This window comes from Providencia sp. Je.9.19 (assembly GCF_051129765.1).
Taxonomy (GTDB): Bacteria; Pseudomonadota; Gammaproteobacteria; order Enterobacterales; family Enterobacteriaceae; genus Providencia.
The window spans coordinates 189082-204827 of sequence record NZ_JBCPSS010000005.1; the positions used below are offsets into that span (position 1 = coordinate 189082).

The following is a 15746-nucleotide window of genomic DNA, read 5'->3' on the forward strand; positions in this document are numbered from 1 at the left end:
TCTAATATCCAAGTCGATACTTGGATATTACCTTTTTTCTAACCACATAGTCCAGCAGGTCTTCTATGAGCAATGATCCTTCTACCCAACCACAAGCTAGATGGGCTGATTTACTTAGCGGCACCAATGCGCTACTAACAATCGCTCTCACCGGTGGTGTTGCACTACATGCAATTAATATTTACATCGTCACCACAATCTTACCCAGTGTTGTCAATGATATTGGTGGACTCGAATATTATGCGTGGAATACCACCGTATTTGTTGCTACCTCGATTGTTGGGTCGGCACTTTCGAGTAAAGTGCTTGATAGCCTAGGACCTAAGTTTGCGTATTTAACCGCATTAATTCTATTTTCACTTGGCTCAATTTGGTGCGCAGCATCACCTTCAATGCTAACTTTACTCGGTGGACGAGCACTTCAAGGATTTGGTGGCGGTATTCTATTCGCACTAAGTTATGCGCTGATCCGTGTGGTTTTCACACCTAATTTATGGTCGCGAGCAATGGGAGTTGTTTCCGGTATGTGGGGTATTGCCACCTTATGTGGTCCTGCTATTGGTGGCATTTTCGCTCAAGGTGGTCATTGGCGCTGGGCTTTTTGGGCACTATTACCAGTCGCGGTTTTACTGGCTATTATCGTACTCGGTCAATTACCGGGAAAAAAATCACAGCAGCAACAAAACAACAAAATTCCATTTCTGGCTATCTCATTGCTAGTGGCTTCTGTTTTAGCGATTTCTATTGGTAGTTTGTCCGAAAATCTTATCAATAACCTTGTTGGTTTATTGATCGGTATTGCCATTCTAATCACCATTATTTTTATTGATGGTAAAAACGGAAAACGTCTACTTCCGACAGGATCTTACTCTCTAAAAAGCACTCTCGGTGTGTTATTCCTAACAATGACACTACTCGTTGGTGGAATGACAACCGAAATTTATGTACCTTATTTCTTACAAACTATTCATCAATTTTCACCGCTTATCGCAGGCTACCTCACCGCAGTCATGGCAGCCGGTTGGACAATTGGGGCACTATTTAGCGCCAATAAAACAGGTGATATTGTTTTACGTATTCTACGAGCAGGACCGGTCATCATATTTATTTCGCTAATTATTCTTGCGATTTTAACGCCAAATTTAGCACTCGTTAGTTCAATCCCATTATTCATTATTTACTTAATTGCGATGACCGGAGTGGGTTTTGGTATCGGGATTTGTTGGCCTCACCTTGTGCTGCGTGTATTCAATGCAGCCCCAAAAGGTGAAGAAAATCTGGCTTCTTCATCAGTCATTACCATTCAACTGTATGCCACTGCGTTATCGGCCGCACTGGTCGGTGTCGTTGTAAACAACAGTGGATTAATTAGTCCCGGTGGAATTGAAGGTGCGCAACAAGCCTCGATTTGGCTGTTCGCCTTATTTGCAATTTTCCCATTATTTGGTGCAATATTAATCCGAAAAGTAAAATAATGCCCTTGGGCAAGGATGCCCAATAGTATATAAAACCACTTTCCATCCACTTCATAGCTATAGTGAGGCTTATTTTTAATAAGTGACACTCATCACGAAAAAAAAGCCTACTTTAAAAGCTTGCTTGATACAAATCAAAGATGCAGATGATTTACAACTTTAATGATTGACCATTAACCAGCCTTTAATTATAAATCGGAATGATACGAATTATCATTCTCATAAAGGATAGTTATGCAAACGGTCATTAGAGGAAAATGGTTACTCTCAACATTAGCGCTATTTGTCAGCCAAACGGTTATTGCCGCACAGGCACCACCAGCAAAAATTAATAGTGATGCTAATGACACAATTGTGGTTACCTCTAATCGTGGTGAAACCAGTTTATGGAATAGCCCTGCAACTATCCAAGTGATTGATAAACAAGCCCTTGATAACTCCACCAGCCCTTCTTTAGCTGATGATTTACAGGATATTCCCGGTGTCGAAATTACAGATTCTGCATTAGCAGGACGCAAACAAATTCGTATTCGAGGGGAAGCCTCTTCTCGTGTATTAATCTTGATTGATGGACAAGAAGTAACTTATCAGCGCGCAGGACAAGATTACGGTGCAGGTTTACTAATTGATGAGTCTTCTTTAGAACGAATCGAAGTGGTCAAAGGCCCTTATTCGGTACTTTATGGTTCGCAAGCGATTGGTGGTATTGTCAATTTCATAACCAAAAAAGGGGGAGATAAGCCCTTTGGTGGTACAGTCAAAGCAGTATATAACTCAGCAACTGCCGGATGGCAGGAGTCAGCCGCGGCTTGGGGAAGTGTAGAAAATTTTGATTATCGCCTCAATGGTAGCTATTCAGACCAAGGCAATCGTGATACCCCTGATGGCCGTCTTAATAACACTAATTACCGCAATAACAGCCAAGGTATGTGGCTGGGTTATACTTTGGATAAACACAAATTCGGTTTATCACTAGACAGATATAAATTATCAACCCAAACTTGGCACAATGACCCGTCTTACGAACACTTTAGCGTTAAAATTCCTGATCTAACTCGTGAAAAAGTCGGGGTGTTTTATGATTACAATCTTGATGGGCAATATCTAAAGAATTTTCATTTCGATGCCTACGAGCAAACTATCGAACGTGAATTTGCCAACAAAGTCGCAGTAAATACCCCATCAGGCAGTCCAATGATTGGTAATTTACGAGTTGCTAACCAAACAAAATCTAACGATAAGCAATATACCCAAGGGATTATCTTACAATCAAACTTAACACTTCTCGCCAATAATCAGTTAGTTGTCGGAGCACAATATCAGCGTGATCGTGTTAAACAAACCTCTAATAGTAATACAGCATCAAACAGCACAACGGGTTTTCCATCGGCTGTTAACTATACCAAAGAGACTCAAAGCCATAACCGTACCGAGCAATCAAACTGGTCGTTATTTGCCCAAAATGAATTTACCTTTGCCGATAACTGGACTTGGAGCCTAGGCGCTCGCCAATATTGGCTAACATCTGAACTCAAAAGTGGCTCTGAAAATACCCATCACTCAAAAACCGGCGATACTTATCGTGATTTAGGCCAAGCCAAAACCCATGATAATCAATTTATCACCTCCAGTAGCTTGCGCTATTCAGGTTTTGAAAACACAGAGTTACGCCTAGCTTTTGCTCAAGGCTATGTATTCCCAACACTTAGCCAGCAATTTATGCAAACCTCAGCAGGTGGTGGCGTCAATTATGGCAATGTAGACCTAAAGGCTGAACGTTCAAATAACTACGAAATTGGCGCCCGCTACCAAGGCAACCAATGGTACGTCGACAGCGCTGTTTATTATTCCGAAGCGAAAGATTATATAGCCTCCGTCGCATGTGCTGGGCAATCCATTTGTAACGGAAATAGCAATTCCTCTCGCACCGGTTATTACTACTATGACAATGTTGACCGCGCTAAAACCTATGGCCTTGAGCTATCAGGGGAGTATCAAGGTTGGGAAATCAGACCATATGTCATCGGTAACTATATTCGCCGTCAATACGATGGTGCGACGATTAAAACATGGGATACCGGCGAACCGACCTTAAACGGACGTATCGGTGCGAAAAACACCTTATTATTCAATCAAATGAACCTAACATCTGATCTCTTTGTACGTGCAGCATCTCAGGCAAAAGACAACACTGGCGATAAACCACTAAATTCAGCGGGATGGGCGACACTCAATCTGGCTTTCAATGCGGAATTTGGTCAAGAAGACCAATATCAAGTCAATTTATCACTCAATAATTTGACCAATAAAAAGTATCAAACAGCCCATGAATCCATTCCTGCTGCGGGCTTTAATGCTGCAACTGGCTTTGTATGGAAATTTTAATGATGAAAAAAATCGTAATCGGCCTGTTAGCATTAAGCTGCTCATTCTTCATTCAAGCTAAAGAACGTATCGTTATCGCAGGAGGTTCAATTAGCGAACTAGTCTATGCGCTCGGTGCTGGTGAGCAAGTTATTGCGGTTGATGAAACTACAACATGGCCCCCTGAAACAAAAGATTTACCGCACATTGGCTATTGGAAACAACTGAGCGCAGAAGGCATTTTATCTCTAAAACCAACGCTGTTTATCACTTGGCAGGATGCTGGCCCACAGATTATTTTTGAGCAATTAAAGCCACAAAAGCTTCAAGTTCTGACATTACCGCGAATTCCTGCAACGGTTGAACAGATGTACAGCAATATAGAATCACTCGCACAAACACTGCAACGCCCTGATAACGGTAAAAAACTAGTTAATAACCTGCGTGATCGCTTAGCTGCCATCGCACAAAAAAACGCAACCAAGGCTAAGCCTGTCGAGGTGTTATTCATCTTATCCGCAGGAAGTAGCGCACCTCAAGTCGCAGGGCAAGGTAGCGTTGCCGATACTATTTTAACCTTAGCAGGAGCAAATAACCTCGCGAAGCATCAACAGTACAAAAGTTATAGTGCCGAAGCAATTATTGCAGCAAATCCTGACGTCATAATTGTTACCACACAAATGGTTGATGGGGATATCGAGAAACTTAGCCATATTCCGGGGATCACTCGAACAGCGGCATGGAAAAACAAACGCATTATCGCCATTGATCAAGCCCTTATCTTAGGCATGGGGCCACGTATTGCCGATGCAGTGGAACAATTACATCAACAAATGTGGCCTAATACTGACCAATAGTGAGCAATTATTATGAAACCTGAACTCAATTTAGCCCCTCATTATGCACTAGACGGTCATCAACCTTTTAAAGACCGACACGCAACTATGCCATGGCGCAGCGCGATGCCGATTAGTCCCGATAAACGTGAACAAACATGGCAAAAATTAATCACCTCAACGACAGCGGCTCGTAAGCGATTAGTCTATTTACATATCCCTTTTTGTGCCACCCACTGTACTTTTTGTGGGTTTTATCAAAACCGTGATGACGCAGACCAAAGCCATCATTATACCGATATGCTATTACGTGAAATTGAAGCCGAGGCCGATAGCCAGTTACATCAATCGGCACCCATTCATGCAGTTTACTTTGGTGGTGGTACGCCATCAGCACTGAGCGCCTATGATCTCTCGCGTATTATTACAACGCTTAGACGCCGCTTACCCCTTGCTCCTGACTGCGAAATTACTATCGAGGGACGTGTTTTAAATTTTGACGACCAGCGCATCGACGCATGTTTAGATGCTGGAGCCAATCGTTTTTCAATTGGAATTCAATCTTTTAACAGTAAAATTCGTAAAAAAATGGCACGTACCTCAACAGGTGAAGAAGCCAGAATCTTTATGGAAAAATTGTGCCTCCGTGACAATGCCGCCGTTGTATGCGATTTATTATTTGGTTTACCAGCACAAGATGCCAAACTTTGGGGGGAAGATCTGGAAATTGCTCGAGATATCGGTCTAGATGGTGTCGATTTATATGCATTAAACCTTATTCCCAATACACCACTGGGTAAAGCCGTTGAAAATGGCCGAACAACCATTCCATCCCCCGCAGAACGTCGCGACCTCTATCTACAAGGTTGTGATTTTATGGATAAAGAAGGTTGGCATTGCATCAGCAATAGCCATTGGGCGCGCACAACTCGAGAACGAAATCTGTATAACTTATTAATTAAACAAGGGGCTGATTGTCTGGCTTTTGGCTCAGGTGCTGGCGGCTCAGTCGACGGCTATTCATGGATGGGGGAACGCAGCTTAGAAGCTTACTATAACGCCATTGATGCAGGCAAAAAGCCGTTAATGATGATGATGCAAACGACAGACCCACAATATCAATGGCGTCATCAGTTGCAGGCCGGAATTGAAACGGCGCGTGTCACTCTTGATAAATTTACCCCCCATGCACAACAACTCGCCCCGTTATTACAACAATGGCACCAAGCAGGGCTGACCTTAGATGCCTCTAGCTGCCTTCGACTAACCAATGAAGGGCGTTTCTGGGCGAGTAATATTTTACAGTCTCTTCAAGAACTGATTACCGAACTTAATTTACCGCAACCTACTGCTGAGAAAATAATTTAAAGGAGCCTTTAATGAGCAATGTTTCTTTGTCTGACTTTTTGAAAACTGAACCGGATGGTACGTTAGAAGCTATCGCAAAACAGTATGATACAACGTTATTTGAAGTCGTTAAAAACCTTCCGACCCATGCATTAACCGAGGGTGAGTCTTTTGATTTGGTTTGGGATAGTGTACAAGAATGGGGAAATGTCACGACCTTAGTGCATACTAATGATGTGATTTTAGAGTTCTCAGGTGAACTCCCTTCTGGTTTCCATCGCCATGGCTACTTTAACTTACGCGGTAAAAAGGGCATGACAGGTCATATCAAAGCTGAAAATTGCACACATATCGCGCTGGTTGAACGTAAGTTTATGGGGATGGATACTGCCTCAATTTTGTTTTTTAACCAATCAGGCAACGCTATGTTCAAAATATTTTTAGGTCGTGATGATCATCGCCAATTACTCCCAGAGCAACTAAATGCTTTTCGCTCTCTAGCACAAAGATTTATTGAAAAAACACAACTCACTGAGGCAACGCAATGAACCCGTGGCTTATTTTTGGCGCGGGAGGAAAAGGTATTGGCGCGATGACCGCCAATCTGGCCTTATCGCAACAACGCCCTGTTATTACCCTAGTCCGAAATCAACAAGCCGCAGATAGACTCACAGCTCTGGGGGCTACAGTATTTATCGGTGACGCTTGCGATGCTTCAATTGTCGCAGCCGCTTGTGAAGCAGCAGGAACAAATGCCACCATTATTTCCACCATGGGAGGCTCACAAGATTACTTAGCTCATCGCACGGTAATTGACTGCGCTCAACAGGCTAATATATCGCGTATGATCTTAGTCACTTCATTAGGATGCGGTGATTCATGGCAATATTTATCACCTCGCGCTCGCGCTGCATTTGGTCAAGCCGTTCGAGAAAAATCATTAGCAGAATCATGGCTACAAACCAGTTTACTTGATTTCGCCATTTTGCGTCCAGGTGGACTGCTCAACGGCAAAGCCACAGGTCAAGCAATACGCGAACAAGACAAGGAAGCGCACGGCTTTGTGATGCGAGAAGATGTTGCTGCACATATTAATCAATTAGATTTAGAACCATCCCTTAAACAACAAATTTACAGCCTGATCCAGCCGGGGTTAACTCCAGCTTAAAAACATTGCGGTCACCCTAAAAAGTGCCCGCATTATTTTGATTGAGATAATGGAATATGCGCGATTTACGATCGTCACCACATGTACTAATAACCCTTCTTGTTGCTTTGGCTATTTTAACATTTTTTGCTTCAGGACAAGGCGCTATCAAGCTTACCTTTTCATCATTACAAGATGAGCAATATCTTGATATATGGTTAAATATTCGACTGCCCCGCGTATTACTCGCGGTTTTAGTGGGTGGCGCACTCGCAACGTCTGGTGTCATCATGCAGGGTTTATTTAGAAACCCAATGGCCGACCCTGCGCTACTTGGAGTCAGTAGTGGTTCCGCTTTAATGGTTGGCATTGCAATCGTATTTCCGTTTTCTTTTCCTGCTATTTTGCTGCTATATGAACAAATGATTTATGCCATCGCAGGTAGCTTAGTCATTTGTACTATTATTTATCTCATCAGTCGTCGCCATTCATCAGGCGGAGTGATGCAATTATTACTTGCAGGTATCGCCATCAATGCACTATGTGGCGCAGCGATTGGCGTACTCAGTTATATTGGTGATGAACAACAATTGCGTCAGCTCACTCTTTGGATGATGGGCAATTTGGGGCAAGCCCAATGGCCAACATTACTCGTTTGTGCCTCATTTATTTTTCCTGCCATTATTGCAGCAAACTATCTGAGCAAATCTCTTAATTTACTGCAATTGGGCGATGAGGAAGCGCATTACCTTGGCGTAAACGTCCGTCGAACTCGTCAGCAATTATTATTAATAAGCTCACTACTTGTTGGCGCTTCAGTTGCCGTGAGTGGAGTGATTGGCTTTGTTGGTTTAGTGATTCCTCATCTAGTGCGTATGACCATCGGCTCCGATCATCGCTGGCTACTGCCTTGTTCTACCCTCGCAGGCGCTTGTTTATTATTAGGTGCGGATACTCTCGCAAGAACACTAGTGCAACCCGCAGAAATGCCTGTTGGCTTACTCACCAGCCTAATTGGCGGGCCCTATTTTCTGTGGTTAATTTTACGCATACGGAAAAAATAATGATTGAGGCAAAAAACTTAAACTACCGTGCAGGCGGCCGGTTAATCACCAATAATGTCTCGCTCACGTTACCGGGAAATGAAATTGTCGCAATACTGGGTCCTAATGGTGCGGGGAAATCCACGTTACTGCGTCAGCTAACGGGTTATCTACCTTCGGATTCAGGGAGTTGTTCTTTATTAGGAAAACAACTCGCAGAATGGAAACCCGATGCACTCGCTCGTGTTCGAGCCGTCATGCGGCAAAATAGCCATATGGCTTTTTCATTTCGGGTTCATGAAATTGTGCGAATGGGGTGCCATCCTTATGCATCATCAAGTCATCTATCGTTAAACAATGCTGACGATACACAACATATTATGGCACTTTGTGATTGCGAAGACTTAGCCCAACGAGATTATATGAGTCTGTCAGGTGGGGAGCAGCAACGAGTACAGCTAGCGCGTTTACTGGCACAGCTCTGGGAGCCAGTCCCTTCACCAAAATGGCTATTTCTTGATGAGCCGACTTCTGCCCTTGATATTCATCACCAACAACATCTTTTTAGACTATTGCGACATCTAGTCGAGACCCGTGAATTAAATGTTTGTTGTGTATTACATGATTTGAATCTTGCTGCACGTTTTGCCAATAGAATAATACTCATGGAAAAAGGGGCAATTGTGGCAAATGGATTACCCTGCGACATCCTAACAAAACCCATGCTAAGCGACCTTTATCAAGCCGATATATCAGTGTTACCTGATCCTAACCATGCAGTTCCTCTTATCACACTTAATCCGTAATTTTTAAATAGGGGGGAGCTAAATTACCCCCCAAATAAATTAACGGACTGTAGAGGCTGATTTTTGACGAAAAAGTGTCGGAATAAAAATTAAACTGACAATAATCACAATCGCAGTTGCCACCATAACGCCCCCAAAGGCCTGATCAAATGCAATATTAGCCTGATTAATCAATATGCTAGAACTATCATTAGGTAATTTCTCTGCAACAATTAAAGCTTCGTCAATACTGTCATAAACTTTATCAGAAACATTTAGGCTTTCGGGTAGCGAAAGTTTTAGTGTGTAAATCGCGCTCATTACGCCGCCCATAAAGGTCACTCCGAGCACACTACCTAATTCATAGGCAACGCCTTCAATCGATGCAGCCATACCTGTTTTTTCATCGGGCGCACTTAACATCACTGTCGTTGATGCTGTTGTAAAAATCATGCCTAATCCAAAACCAATGAAAAACAAGAATATTATTAACAAAATACCGGTGGTGTTTTGATAAACAAAAGCTAAGCCAATCACACCCAGTAGGGTTAAAGAGAAGCCTAAAATAGTCAGCCAACGTTCGCCGATTTTATGTAAAAACACGCCAGCCAAGGGTGATGCGAGTACGGATGCAATTGGAATTGGAATAATATATAAGGCAGCTTCAAGCGGTGAATAACCTAAAACCAGTTGTAACCTTTGACTTAATAATAATTCAACACCAACAATTATCACCACAGACAATATCGCCATGATAATCCCCGCACTAAATCTTGGATTTCCCAAAAGTGCAAAATCAATCATGGGTGATTCAGACATTATTTGCCGACGACTAAAAATAGCCAAAAAGAAGACACCGACAACACCAGAAACTATCACCGTTAACCAATCTGTATAAGGTTTACCTAGCTCTTTTAATGCATAGATAGAGCTGATTAAACCGATCAGTACAAGTATCGAGCCAATATAGTCAACTTTTTTCTGGCTAGCTTCTCCACACTTAGGGATTAAGTAATAAGCAAATGGTAGCACCAGCAAAACCACGGGAACATTAATTAAAAATACCGAACCCCACCAAAAATGACTCAGTAATGCACCGCCCACTAACGGCCCGATTGCAGCGCCACCCGATGCTACCGCAGACCAAATACCTATCGCCAATGCTCTTTCTTTCGGATCTAAAAAAACGTGGCGAACAATCGCCAATGTTGCCGGCATACTGACTGCCGCACCGACAGCCAAAAATCCTCTAGATAAAATTAGGCTCATCGCTGTTGGTGAAAATGCCGCGCACAGTGAAGCCAGTGCAAAAAGAGGCAATCCCATTAAAAACATTCGCTTATGGCCAATTTTATCGCTTAACATACCCGCAGCAGGTAATAGCCCTGCTACCACCAGCGGATAAGCATTCATGATCCATAATTTTTCTGATGAGGTTGCGCCTAAATCATGCGTTAATTTAGGTAGCGCGGTGTATAGCACCGTGACATCAATAACAATAAGAAATAGGACACTTGAAATTAAAAGTAAAACAATCCAACGTTTATAATCTGCTAACATACAATCATCTCAGTAAGTTTTTTCGACCGCCATTTAGTGGTGATCGTGCTACAATATAAATCCATACGAACGTATTGAAAAGAGGTTTTTCTAAATGGGACGTCAACGAACTATCGACAGAGAAAAGTTATTAGATGCGGCAGAGGAGATAGTTATCACTCAAGGCGCAGCCGCACTGACTATCGATGCCGTTGCTAAAGCGATGGAAATATCTAAAGGTGGCGTCCAATATTGTTTTGGCAACAAAGAAGCTTTGATTGATGCCATGTTCGAACGTTGGGGGCAGTCTTATGATGAAATATTTAACCGTGAAACCTCGCAAGATAACTCGCCAGAAAATAGAGTGAATGCCCATCGATTAGCCATTTATCAACATGATCAAATTGCCATAGCCAAAGGTGCCGCCTTGATGGCAGGCTTACTACAAATCCCTGAATACCTTGAAAGTACCCGCCAATGGTATCGTGAACGCATTGCTAATTTAGACACCTCCACAGAAAAAGGTAAGCGAGCAAGACTAATGTTTCTTGCCACCGAAGGTGCCTTTATGCTGCGTTATTTTGGTTTAATGGACATTAATGAAAGTGAATGGCAATCAATGTTTAATGATATGGCCAATTTACTGAGTCCCCACCGCACATAAATTATTCTTTAGCGTTTATCTTTCGAATATGTTTATAAATTGTAGCTGCACTTATTCCTAATTCTGTAGAAATAATTTTATGTGCGGCTGGAAATTCAAACATCCCAATTTCATGCAATTCCTTGATGATTTCAAAGTTTTTGTTTTTACTCGGGATGTTTTTATTGGCATAAATTGTATTTTTTATTGGCTCTAAATGATCCAAAATCAACTTATTAATATCTTGTGAGAAATTTTCATTTTTCGAATTATTATTCCCACTAATAAGTTCTGACATCGCATTTAAAGGCATATCAAGAGCTAAATTCATACAAACCATACCAATTGGCTGGTTTTCTAAATTAACAATTAGTGTCGAAGATGAGCGAAAAGGTCGAATACTTTTCATATTAAAATAAACATCCCAAGAGGAATGATTTTTTTTAAAACCGGCCAATTTTTCTAGTGCAATATTTGTCACAGGGGCACCGAGTGCTCTTCCAGTTATATGACCATTCGCAATATGTATTACTGAACTGTGTAAATCCTCAAAACTGTGTAAAACCACCTCACAATACTTGCCGAAGAACTCACCGAGGCAATCAATCATTGGAATGTAAGACTGTAATAACTTACGGTCATTATCAGTAAACACATAATTTATATTCATATCCATTCAAATTGCCCCTCTATTTTTTAATCAATTCTAGTTATTTAAGTGAATTTTTACAACACTTTGACTCAAAAAACATCACTAAGTAAATTATTTTTTGACTTAGTCAATTAATTGACGCCAATCACAGCTTATCTATTCTTCATATGATTAAATGCCCTCATCAAAAACACTCAAATAGGCAAAACGATAATGATTATTTCAACAAAAAATGCACCACAAGCTATTGGCCCTTACTCACAAGCAAGAAAAGTCGGGAATTCAATTTATATTTCAGGCTGCTGCCCTTTTCATCATATTGATGGCTCAATTGTTGGAAATGACATCAAAGAACAGGCTCATCAAGTCATGAAAAACCTGAAAGCGATTGTGGATGCATCAGAATTAACGATGGATGATGTTGTCAAAACCACTTGTTTTATCAGCGATATGAATAACTTCATTGCATTTAATGACGTGTATAAATCCTATTTCAATGACGGTATTTATCCAGCGCGTTCTTGTGTCGAAGTTTCACGTCTACCGAAAGATGTTTTGATTGAAGTAGAAGCTGTCGTTGTAAAACAATAAGGCGGAAATATGAATAAGTGGATAAGACTTAGCTTTTTAATTCTTGGTGCTGGGACAATTTTTAAATTATCCAGCATGAAAGATGTTTTCTATGTCCCTATGCAGCAAGATTGGGGGCTAACAAATGCTCAAATTGGATTTGGCTTTACTGTTTACACTATTGTCCAAACTATCGGTCTATTTTCATCTTTATATATTGCAGATAGATTTTCGAAAAAAATTCTATTACCCGTAGGCTTAATCGGCGTTGGTATTTGTGGTGCATACTTATCCACTCTTCCCCCATTTACTGGCTATCTAATTTCATTTGCGGTCATGGCACTATTTGCTGATGTTATTTATTGGCCAGTATTGTTAAAAGCAGTTCGTTTATTAGGTGATAAACAAGAGCAAGGACGCCTGTTTGGTTTTCTTGAAGCTGGTCGCGGTATTGTTGATGTGATAATTGCTTCTGGTGCACTTTATATCTTCATTCTGTTTGGTGAAGGTAAAGTAGGGATGCAAGCTGGATTAATGTTCTACACCATAGTCACGGTGCTCATTGGCGTAATCACTTATTTTATTGTCAGCGATGATGATAAAAAAGTGGCAGAAAATTCTTCTGAGGCAAATAAACAAGTTATTGAAGGCATAAAAAGCGTCATAAAATGTCCGAATCTCTGGTTAGCGTCGATGACAATATTTTTTATCTATGCTTCTTACTGTGGATTAACTTATTTTATTCCATTCTTAAAAGACATTTATGCCCTACCAATCGCCCTCATTGGTGCTTATGGAATAATTAATCAATACGCTTTAAAAATGGTAGGTGGCCCAATAGGCGGTTATTTGTCAGATAAAGTATTTAAATCACCCATTAAATTTCTACAATTTACGTGCCTATTATCCGCTGTCGCAATGGGACTCTTTATGTTACTCCCACATGAAAATATGAATGTGTATTTAGGAATGGCGGCAACACTCGGGTTCGGAACCATTATTTTTTGCCAACGAGCTATCTTCTTCGCACCAATGGAAGAAATTGGTACCAAAAGAGAATATGCCGGATCAGCAATGGCTTTCGCCTGTATTTTAGGTTATATGCCAGCCATGTTTGCATACGCGATATACGGTTCGTTCTTAGATAATTATCCCGGTATTAAAGGCTATAATCTTGTTTTTGGTATGATGATTATGTTCAGTTTATTTGGTTTTATCACAGCGAAAATTTTAACTAAACGCATAAAACAACGTGAAGCTATGGAAATAGTGGCGAATTAATAAACTTGAAAATGACAGGTGAAAAAAATGAATTTAATAGACGCAAAAAAAATTATTGAACGAATTGATTCAATTCCATTATATCTACACGCTTATGCATTCCATTTAAATATGAGAAAAGAGCGCATTTTACCTGATGACTTATTAGAAATAGCCAAGCAAGAAAAATTAGCAGGCGCTAAAATTCATGTTGAAGATGGTGAAACAAAAGCGTTAAAGACCATGAGTGATGAACAACTCGACGCATTTGGTCAAAAAGCAAAAGCATATAATTTAGACCTAAAAATTGAAACTAGCTCATCAGCAGCGCAAGCCATTGATGAAGCGGTTCATATCGCCTTAAAAACGGGGGCAAGTTCAATCCGCTTTTATCCTCGTTACGAAGGGCATTTAAACGATGTCTTACGAAAAGTAAAAACAGATATCGAGTATATTAAAAACACCTATGAACACACAGGGCTTAAATTTGTTATTGAGCAGCATGAAGATTTAAAAAGTCATGAATTAAATAGCTTAGTGGAAGAAGCAAACTTCCCAAATTTTTCATTACTATTTGATTTTGGAAACATGTTCAATGCCAATGAGCTACCGCTCGAGGCATTTGATAAAATGAAAGATAATCTGACTCAGGTCCATATGAAAGATGCTGTACGCATTCCTGAAGGTAAAGGATTTGGTCATGAAGCAAGCCTGTCAGGTAACGGAGAAGTTCCCTTCAAAACATTACTAAAACAACTTATTTGTTTAGGTGATGATAAACCACAAGTTGTCTCTTTTGGTCTCGAAGAAGAAGTTGATTATTATGCTCCAGCGTTTCGTTTTGATGATGAAGGGGATAATCCATGGATCCCTTATCGCGGCGCAAGTGAAACCCCAATGCCTGTTGAAGGCTTAGAAGAAAGACTTGAAAAAGAAATCAACGACGCAATGAATCAAATTTTATTTGTAAGAAACCTTGCCAGCGAGCTAAAACAAGAAGCGCAGGCCGTTTTAACCCAGTAACATTTTAATTAAAATCGGTTATAGCTCGATAAATTGCACCCCAAAGGTTGGAAAAACTGATTAAGGTGCATTTTTAATTCTAAAATTCAAAAGAGTAAAACAGACTATTTTAATTTACTTATAATGATAATGATTATCAGTTAATATAAATCATTCACTAAAGGAGAAAAGGCGACATCTAATGCATAACGGCCAAATGACAACTCTCTTACCTGATATGGGTTCTTTCTTTTTAAGGGGGAAAATGACACCGGAAGCAGGAAAGTGGAGTAGTGAACCCTTATGGAAAGGTGTAAAACTTATTCTAATGATGAATGGAGAACTGGAATGCCAACCTGACAATAAAAAAACAGTTTCGCTTTCAGGAGCATCATTATGTGTGATTGCCAATAAACATGATCAAGAAAGTCAGCAACGATTTTTACATGCTGAGGATATTCGCTATGTTTCCGTTTGCTTATCAGAAAATTTACTCGATTCCTTTAATATCAATCAACCCGAACTTTTAGCAACGGCGAGTATAAAAGGCCCACAACTACTGGCAAAAAATGCAGGGACAGTTTTAACAGCCCTTGGTAATCAAATTCTAAATTGTCCCCTCAGTGGAGCTCTCGGTGATATGTACCTAACAGGTAAGGTACTTGAACTGTGCGCTTATTCTTTCGAACATATTCAACAAAATAGCCAATTAACTCATCACCCTAAGTTAACAAGCCACGATATTAATCGCCTAAATGAAATCAAAGCATTTATTTTAACTAATTTAGCGCAGCCGCCGAGCTTATATCAGCTCAGCCGTGAATCTGGCTTGAATATCCGCAAACTCAATTTTGGTTTTAAACAACTATTTGGCACATCAATTACCCCTTTTATCCAAGAGCAACGACTGCAACTTGCTTATCGACTGCTATCTACAGGTGCAGAACAAGTTTCCACCATCGCATGGAAAGTCGGTTACTCCCCTGCTCACCTCTCAACCGCATTTCGTAAGCGCTTTGGTTTTTCGCCTAAGACACTTTGCTAATCGCTACCTTTATTAATTATTAAATAGAATCAATGAGA

General features: G+C 40.7%; 15 protein-coding genes. 13 read left to right on the forward strand and 2 right to left on the reverse strand.

What is annotated here, in order from left to right:
* Positions 1-65: 65 nt before the first annotated feature.
* From AAZR93_RS17130 to AAZR93_RS17165, 8 genes are all read left to right on the forward strand, one after another.
* Positions 66-1475, forward strand: coding sequence for an MFS transporter (locus AAZR93_RS17130; protein ID WP_434720517.1), 1410 nt, complete (start codon positions 66-68; stop codon positions 1473-1475).
* A gap of 234 nt (positions 1476-1709) precedes the next feature.
* Positions 1710-3860, forward strand: a complete 2151-nt coding sequence (locus AAZR93_RS17135; protein WP_434720518.1) for a TonB-dependent receptor plug domain-containing protein — start codon at positions 1710-1712, stop codon at positions 3858-3860.
* A 2-nt stretch (positions 3861-3862) separates the two neighbouring features.
* The gene (locus AAZR93_RS17140) at positions 3863-4696 is read left to right on the forward strand and encodes a heme/hemin ABC transporter substrate-binding protein (RefSeq protein WP_434720548.1); all 834 of its coding nucleotides are present in this window, start codon (positions 3863-3865) and stop codon (positions 4694-4696) included.
* Between the two features lie 12 nt (positions 4697-4708).
* Positions 4709-6043, forward strand: coding sequence for a heme anaerobic degradation radical SAM methyltransferase ChuW/HutW (gene hutW / locus AAZR93_RS17145; RefSeq protein WP_434720519.1), 1335 nt, complete (start codon positions 4709-4711; stop codon positions 6041-6043).
* A gap of 11 nt (positions 6044-6054) precedes the next feature.
* Positions 6055-6570: a heme utilization cystosolic carrier protein HutX gene (gene hutX / locus AAZR93_RS17150; RefSeq protein ID WP_434720520.1), complete on the forward strand. Its 516-nt coding sequence runs from the start codon at positions 6055-6057 to the stop codon at positions 6568-6570.
* Positions 6567-7190, forward strand: coding sequence for an SDR family oxidoreductase (locus tag AAZR93_RS17155; RefSeq protein ID WP_434720521.1), 624 nt, complete (start codon positions 6567-6569; stop codon positions 7188-7190). Before hutX ends, AAZR93_RS17155 begins: the two co-directional genes overlap by 4 nt.
* Before the next feature lie 56 nt (positions 7191-7246).
* The gene (locus AAZR93_RS17160) at positions 7247-8233 is read left to right on the forward strand and encodes a FecCD family ABC transporter permease (RefSeq protein WP_434720522.1); all 987 of its coding nucleotides are present in this window, start codon (positions 7247-7249) and stop codon (positions 8231-8233) included.
* Entirely contained in the window at positions 8233-9018 is a 786-nt protein-coding gene (locus AAZR93_RS17165; protein WP_434720523.1) for a heme ABC transporter ATP-binding protein, read from the forward strand. Before AAZR93_RS17160 ends, AAZR93_RS17165 begins: the two co-directional genes overlap by 1 nt.
* A 39-nt stretch (positions 9019-9057) precedes the next feature.
* On the opposite strand, the gene AAZR93_RS17170 is transcribed toward AAZR93_RS17165, so the two are convergent.
* Positions 9058-10557, reverse strand: coding sequence for an MFS transporter (locus tag AAZR93_RS17170; protein WP_434720524.1), 1500 nt, complete (start codon positions 10555-10557; stop codon positions 9058-9060).
* A gap of 94 nt (positions 10558-10651) precedes the next feature.
* Between AAZR93_RS17170 and AAZR93_RS17175 the strand changes: the two genes are divergently transcribed.
* Positions 10652-11200, forward strand: a complete 549-nt coding sequence (locus AAZR93_RS17175) for a TetR/AcrR family transcriptional regulator (protein WP_434720525.1) — start codon at positions 10652-10654, stop codon at positions 11198-11200.
* Between the two features lies 1 nt (position 11201).
* On the opposite strand, the gene AAZR93_RS17180 is transcribed toward AAZR93_RS17175, so the two are convergent.
* The gene (locus tag AAZR93_RS17180; RefSeq protein ID WP_434720526.1) at positions 11202-11855 is read right to left on the reverse strand and encodes a helix-turn-helix transcriptional regulator; all 654 of its coding nucleotides are present in this window, start codon (positions 11853-11855) and stop codon (positions 11202-11204) included.
* Between the two features lie 189 nt (positions 11856-12044).
* Between AAZR93_RS17180 and AAZR93_RS17185 the strand changes: the two genes are divergently transcribed.
* From AAZR93_RS17185 to AAZR93_RS17200, 4 genes are all read left to right on the forward strand, one after another.
* The gene (locus AAZR93_RS17185; RefSeq protein WP_434720527.1) at positions 12045-12422 is read left to right on the forward strand and encodes a RidA family protein; all 378 of its coding nucleotides are present in this window, start codon (positions 12045-12047) and stop codon (positions 12420-12422) included.
* A 9-nt stretch (positions 12423-12431) separates the two neighbouring features.
* On the forward strand, positions 12432-13682 hold the full coding sequence (locus AAZR93_RS17190) for an MFS transporter (RefSeq protein ID WP_434720528.1): 1251 nt from the start codon (positions 12432-12434) through the stop codon (positions 13680-13682).
* A gap of 27 nt (positions 13683-13709) precedes the next feature.
* Entirely contained in the window at positions 13710-14684 is a 975-nt protein-coding gene (locus tag AAZR93_RS17195) for a sugar phosphate isomerase/epimerase family protein (protein ID WP_434720529.1), read from the forward strand.
* Between the two features lie 181 nt (positions 14685-14865).
* The gene (locus AAZR93_RS17200) at positions 14866-15708 is read left to right on the forward strand and encodes a helix-turn-helix domain-containing protein (RefSeq protein WP_294101614.1); all 843 of its coding nucleotides are present in this window, start codon (positions 14866-14868) and stop codon (positions 15706-15708) included.
* Positions 15709-15746 lie beyond the last annotated feature (38 nt).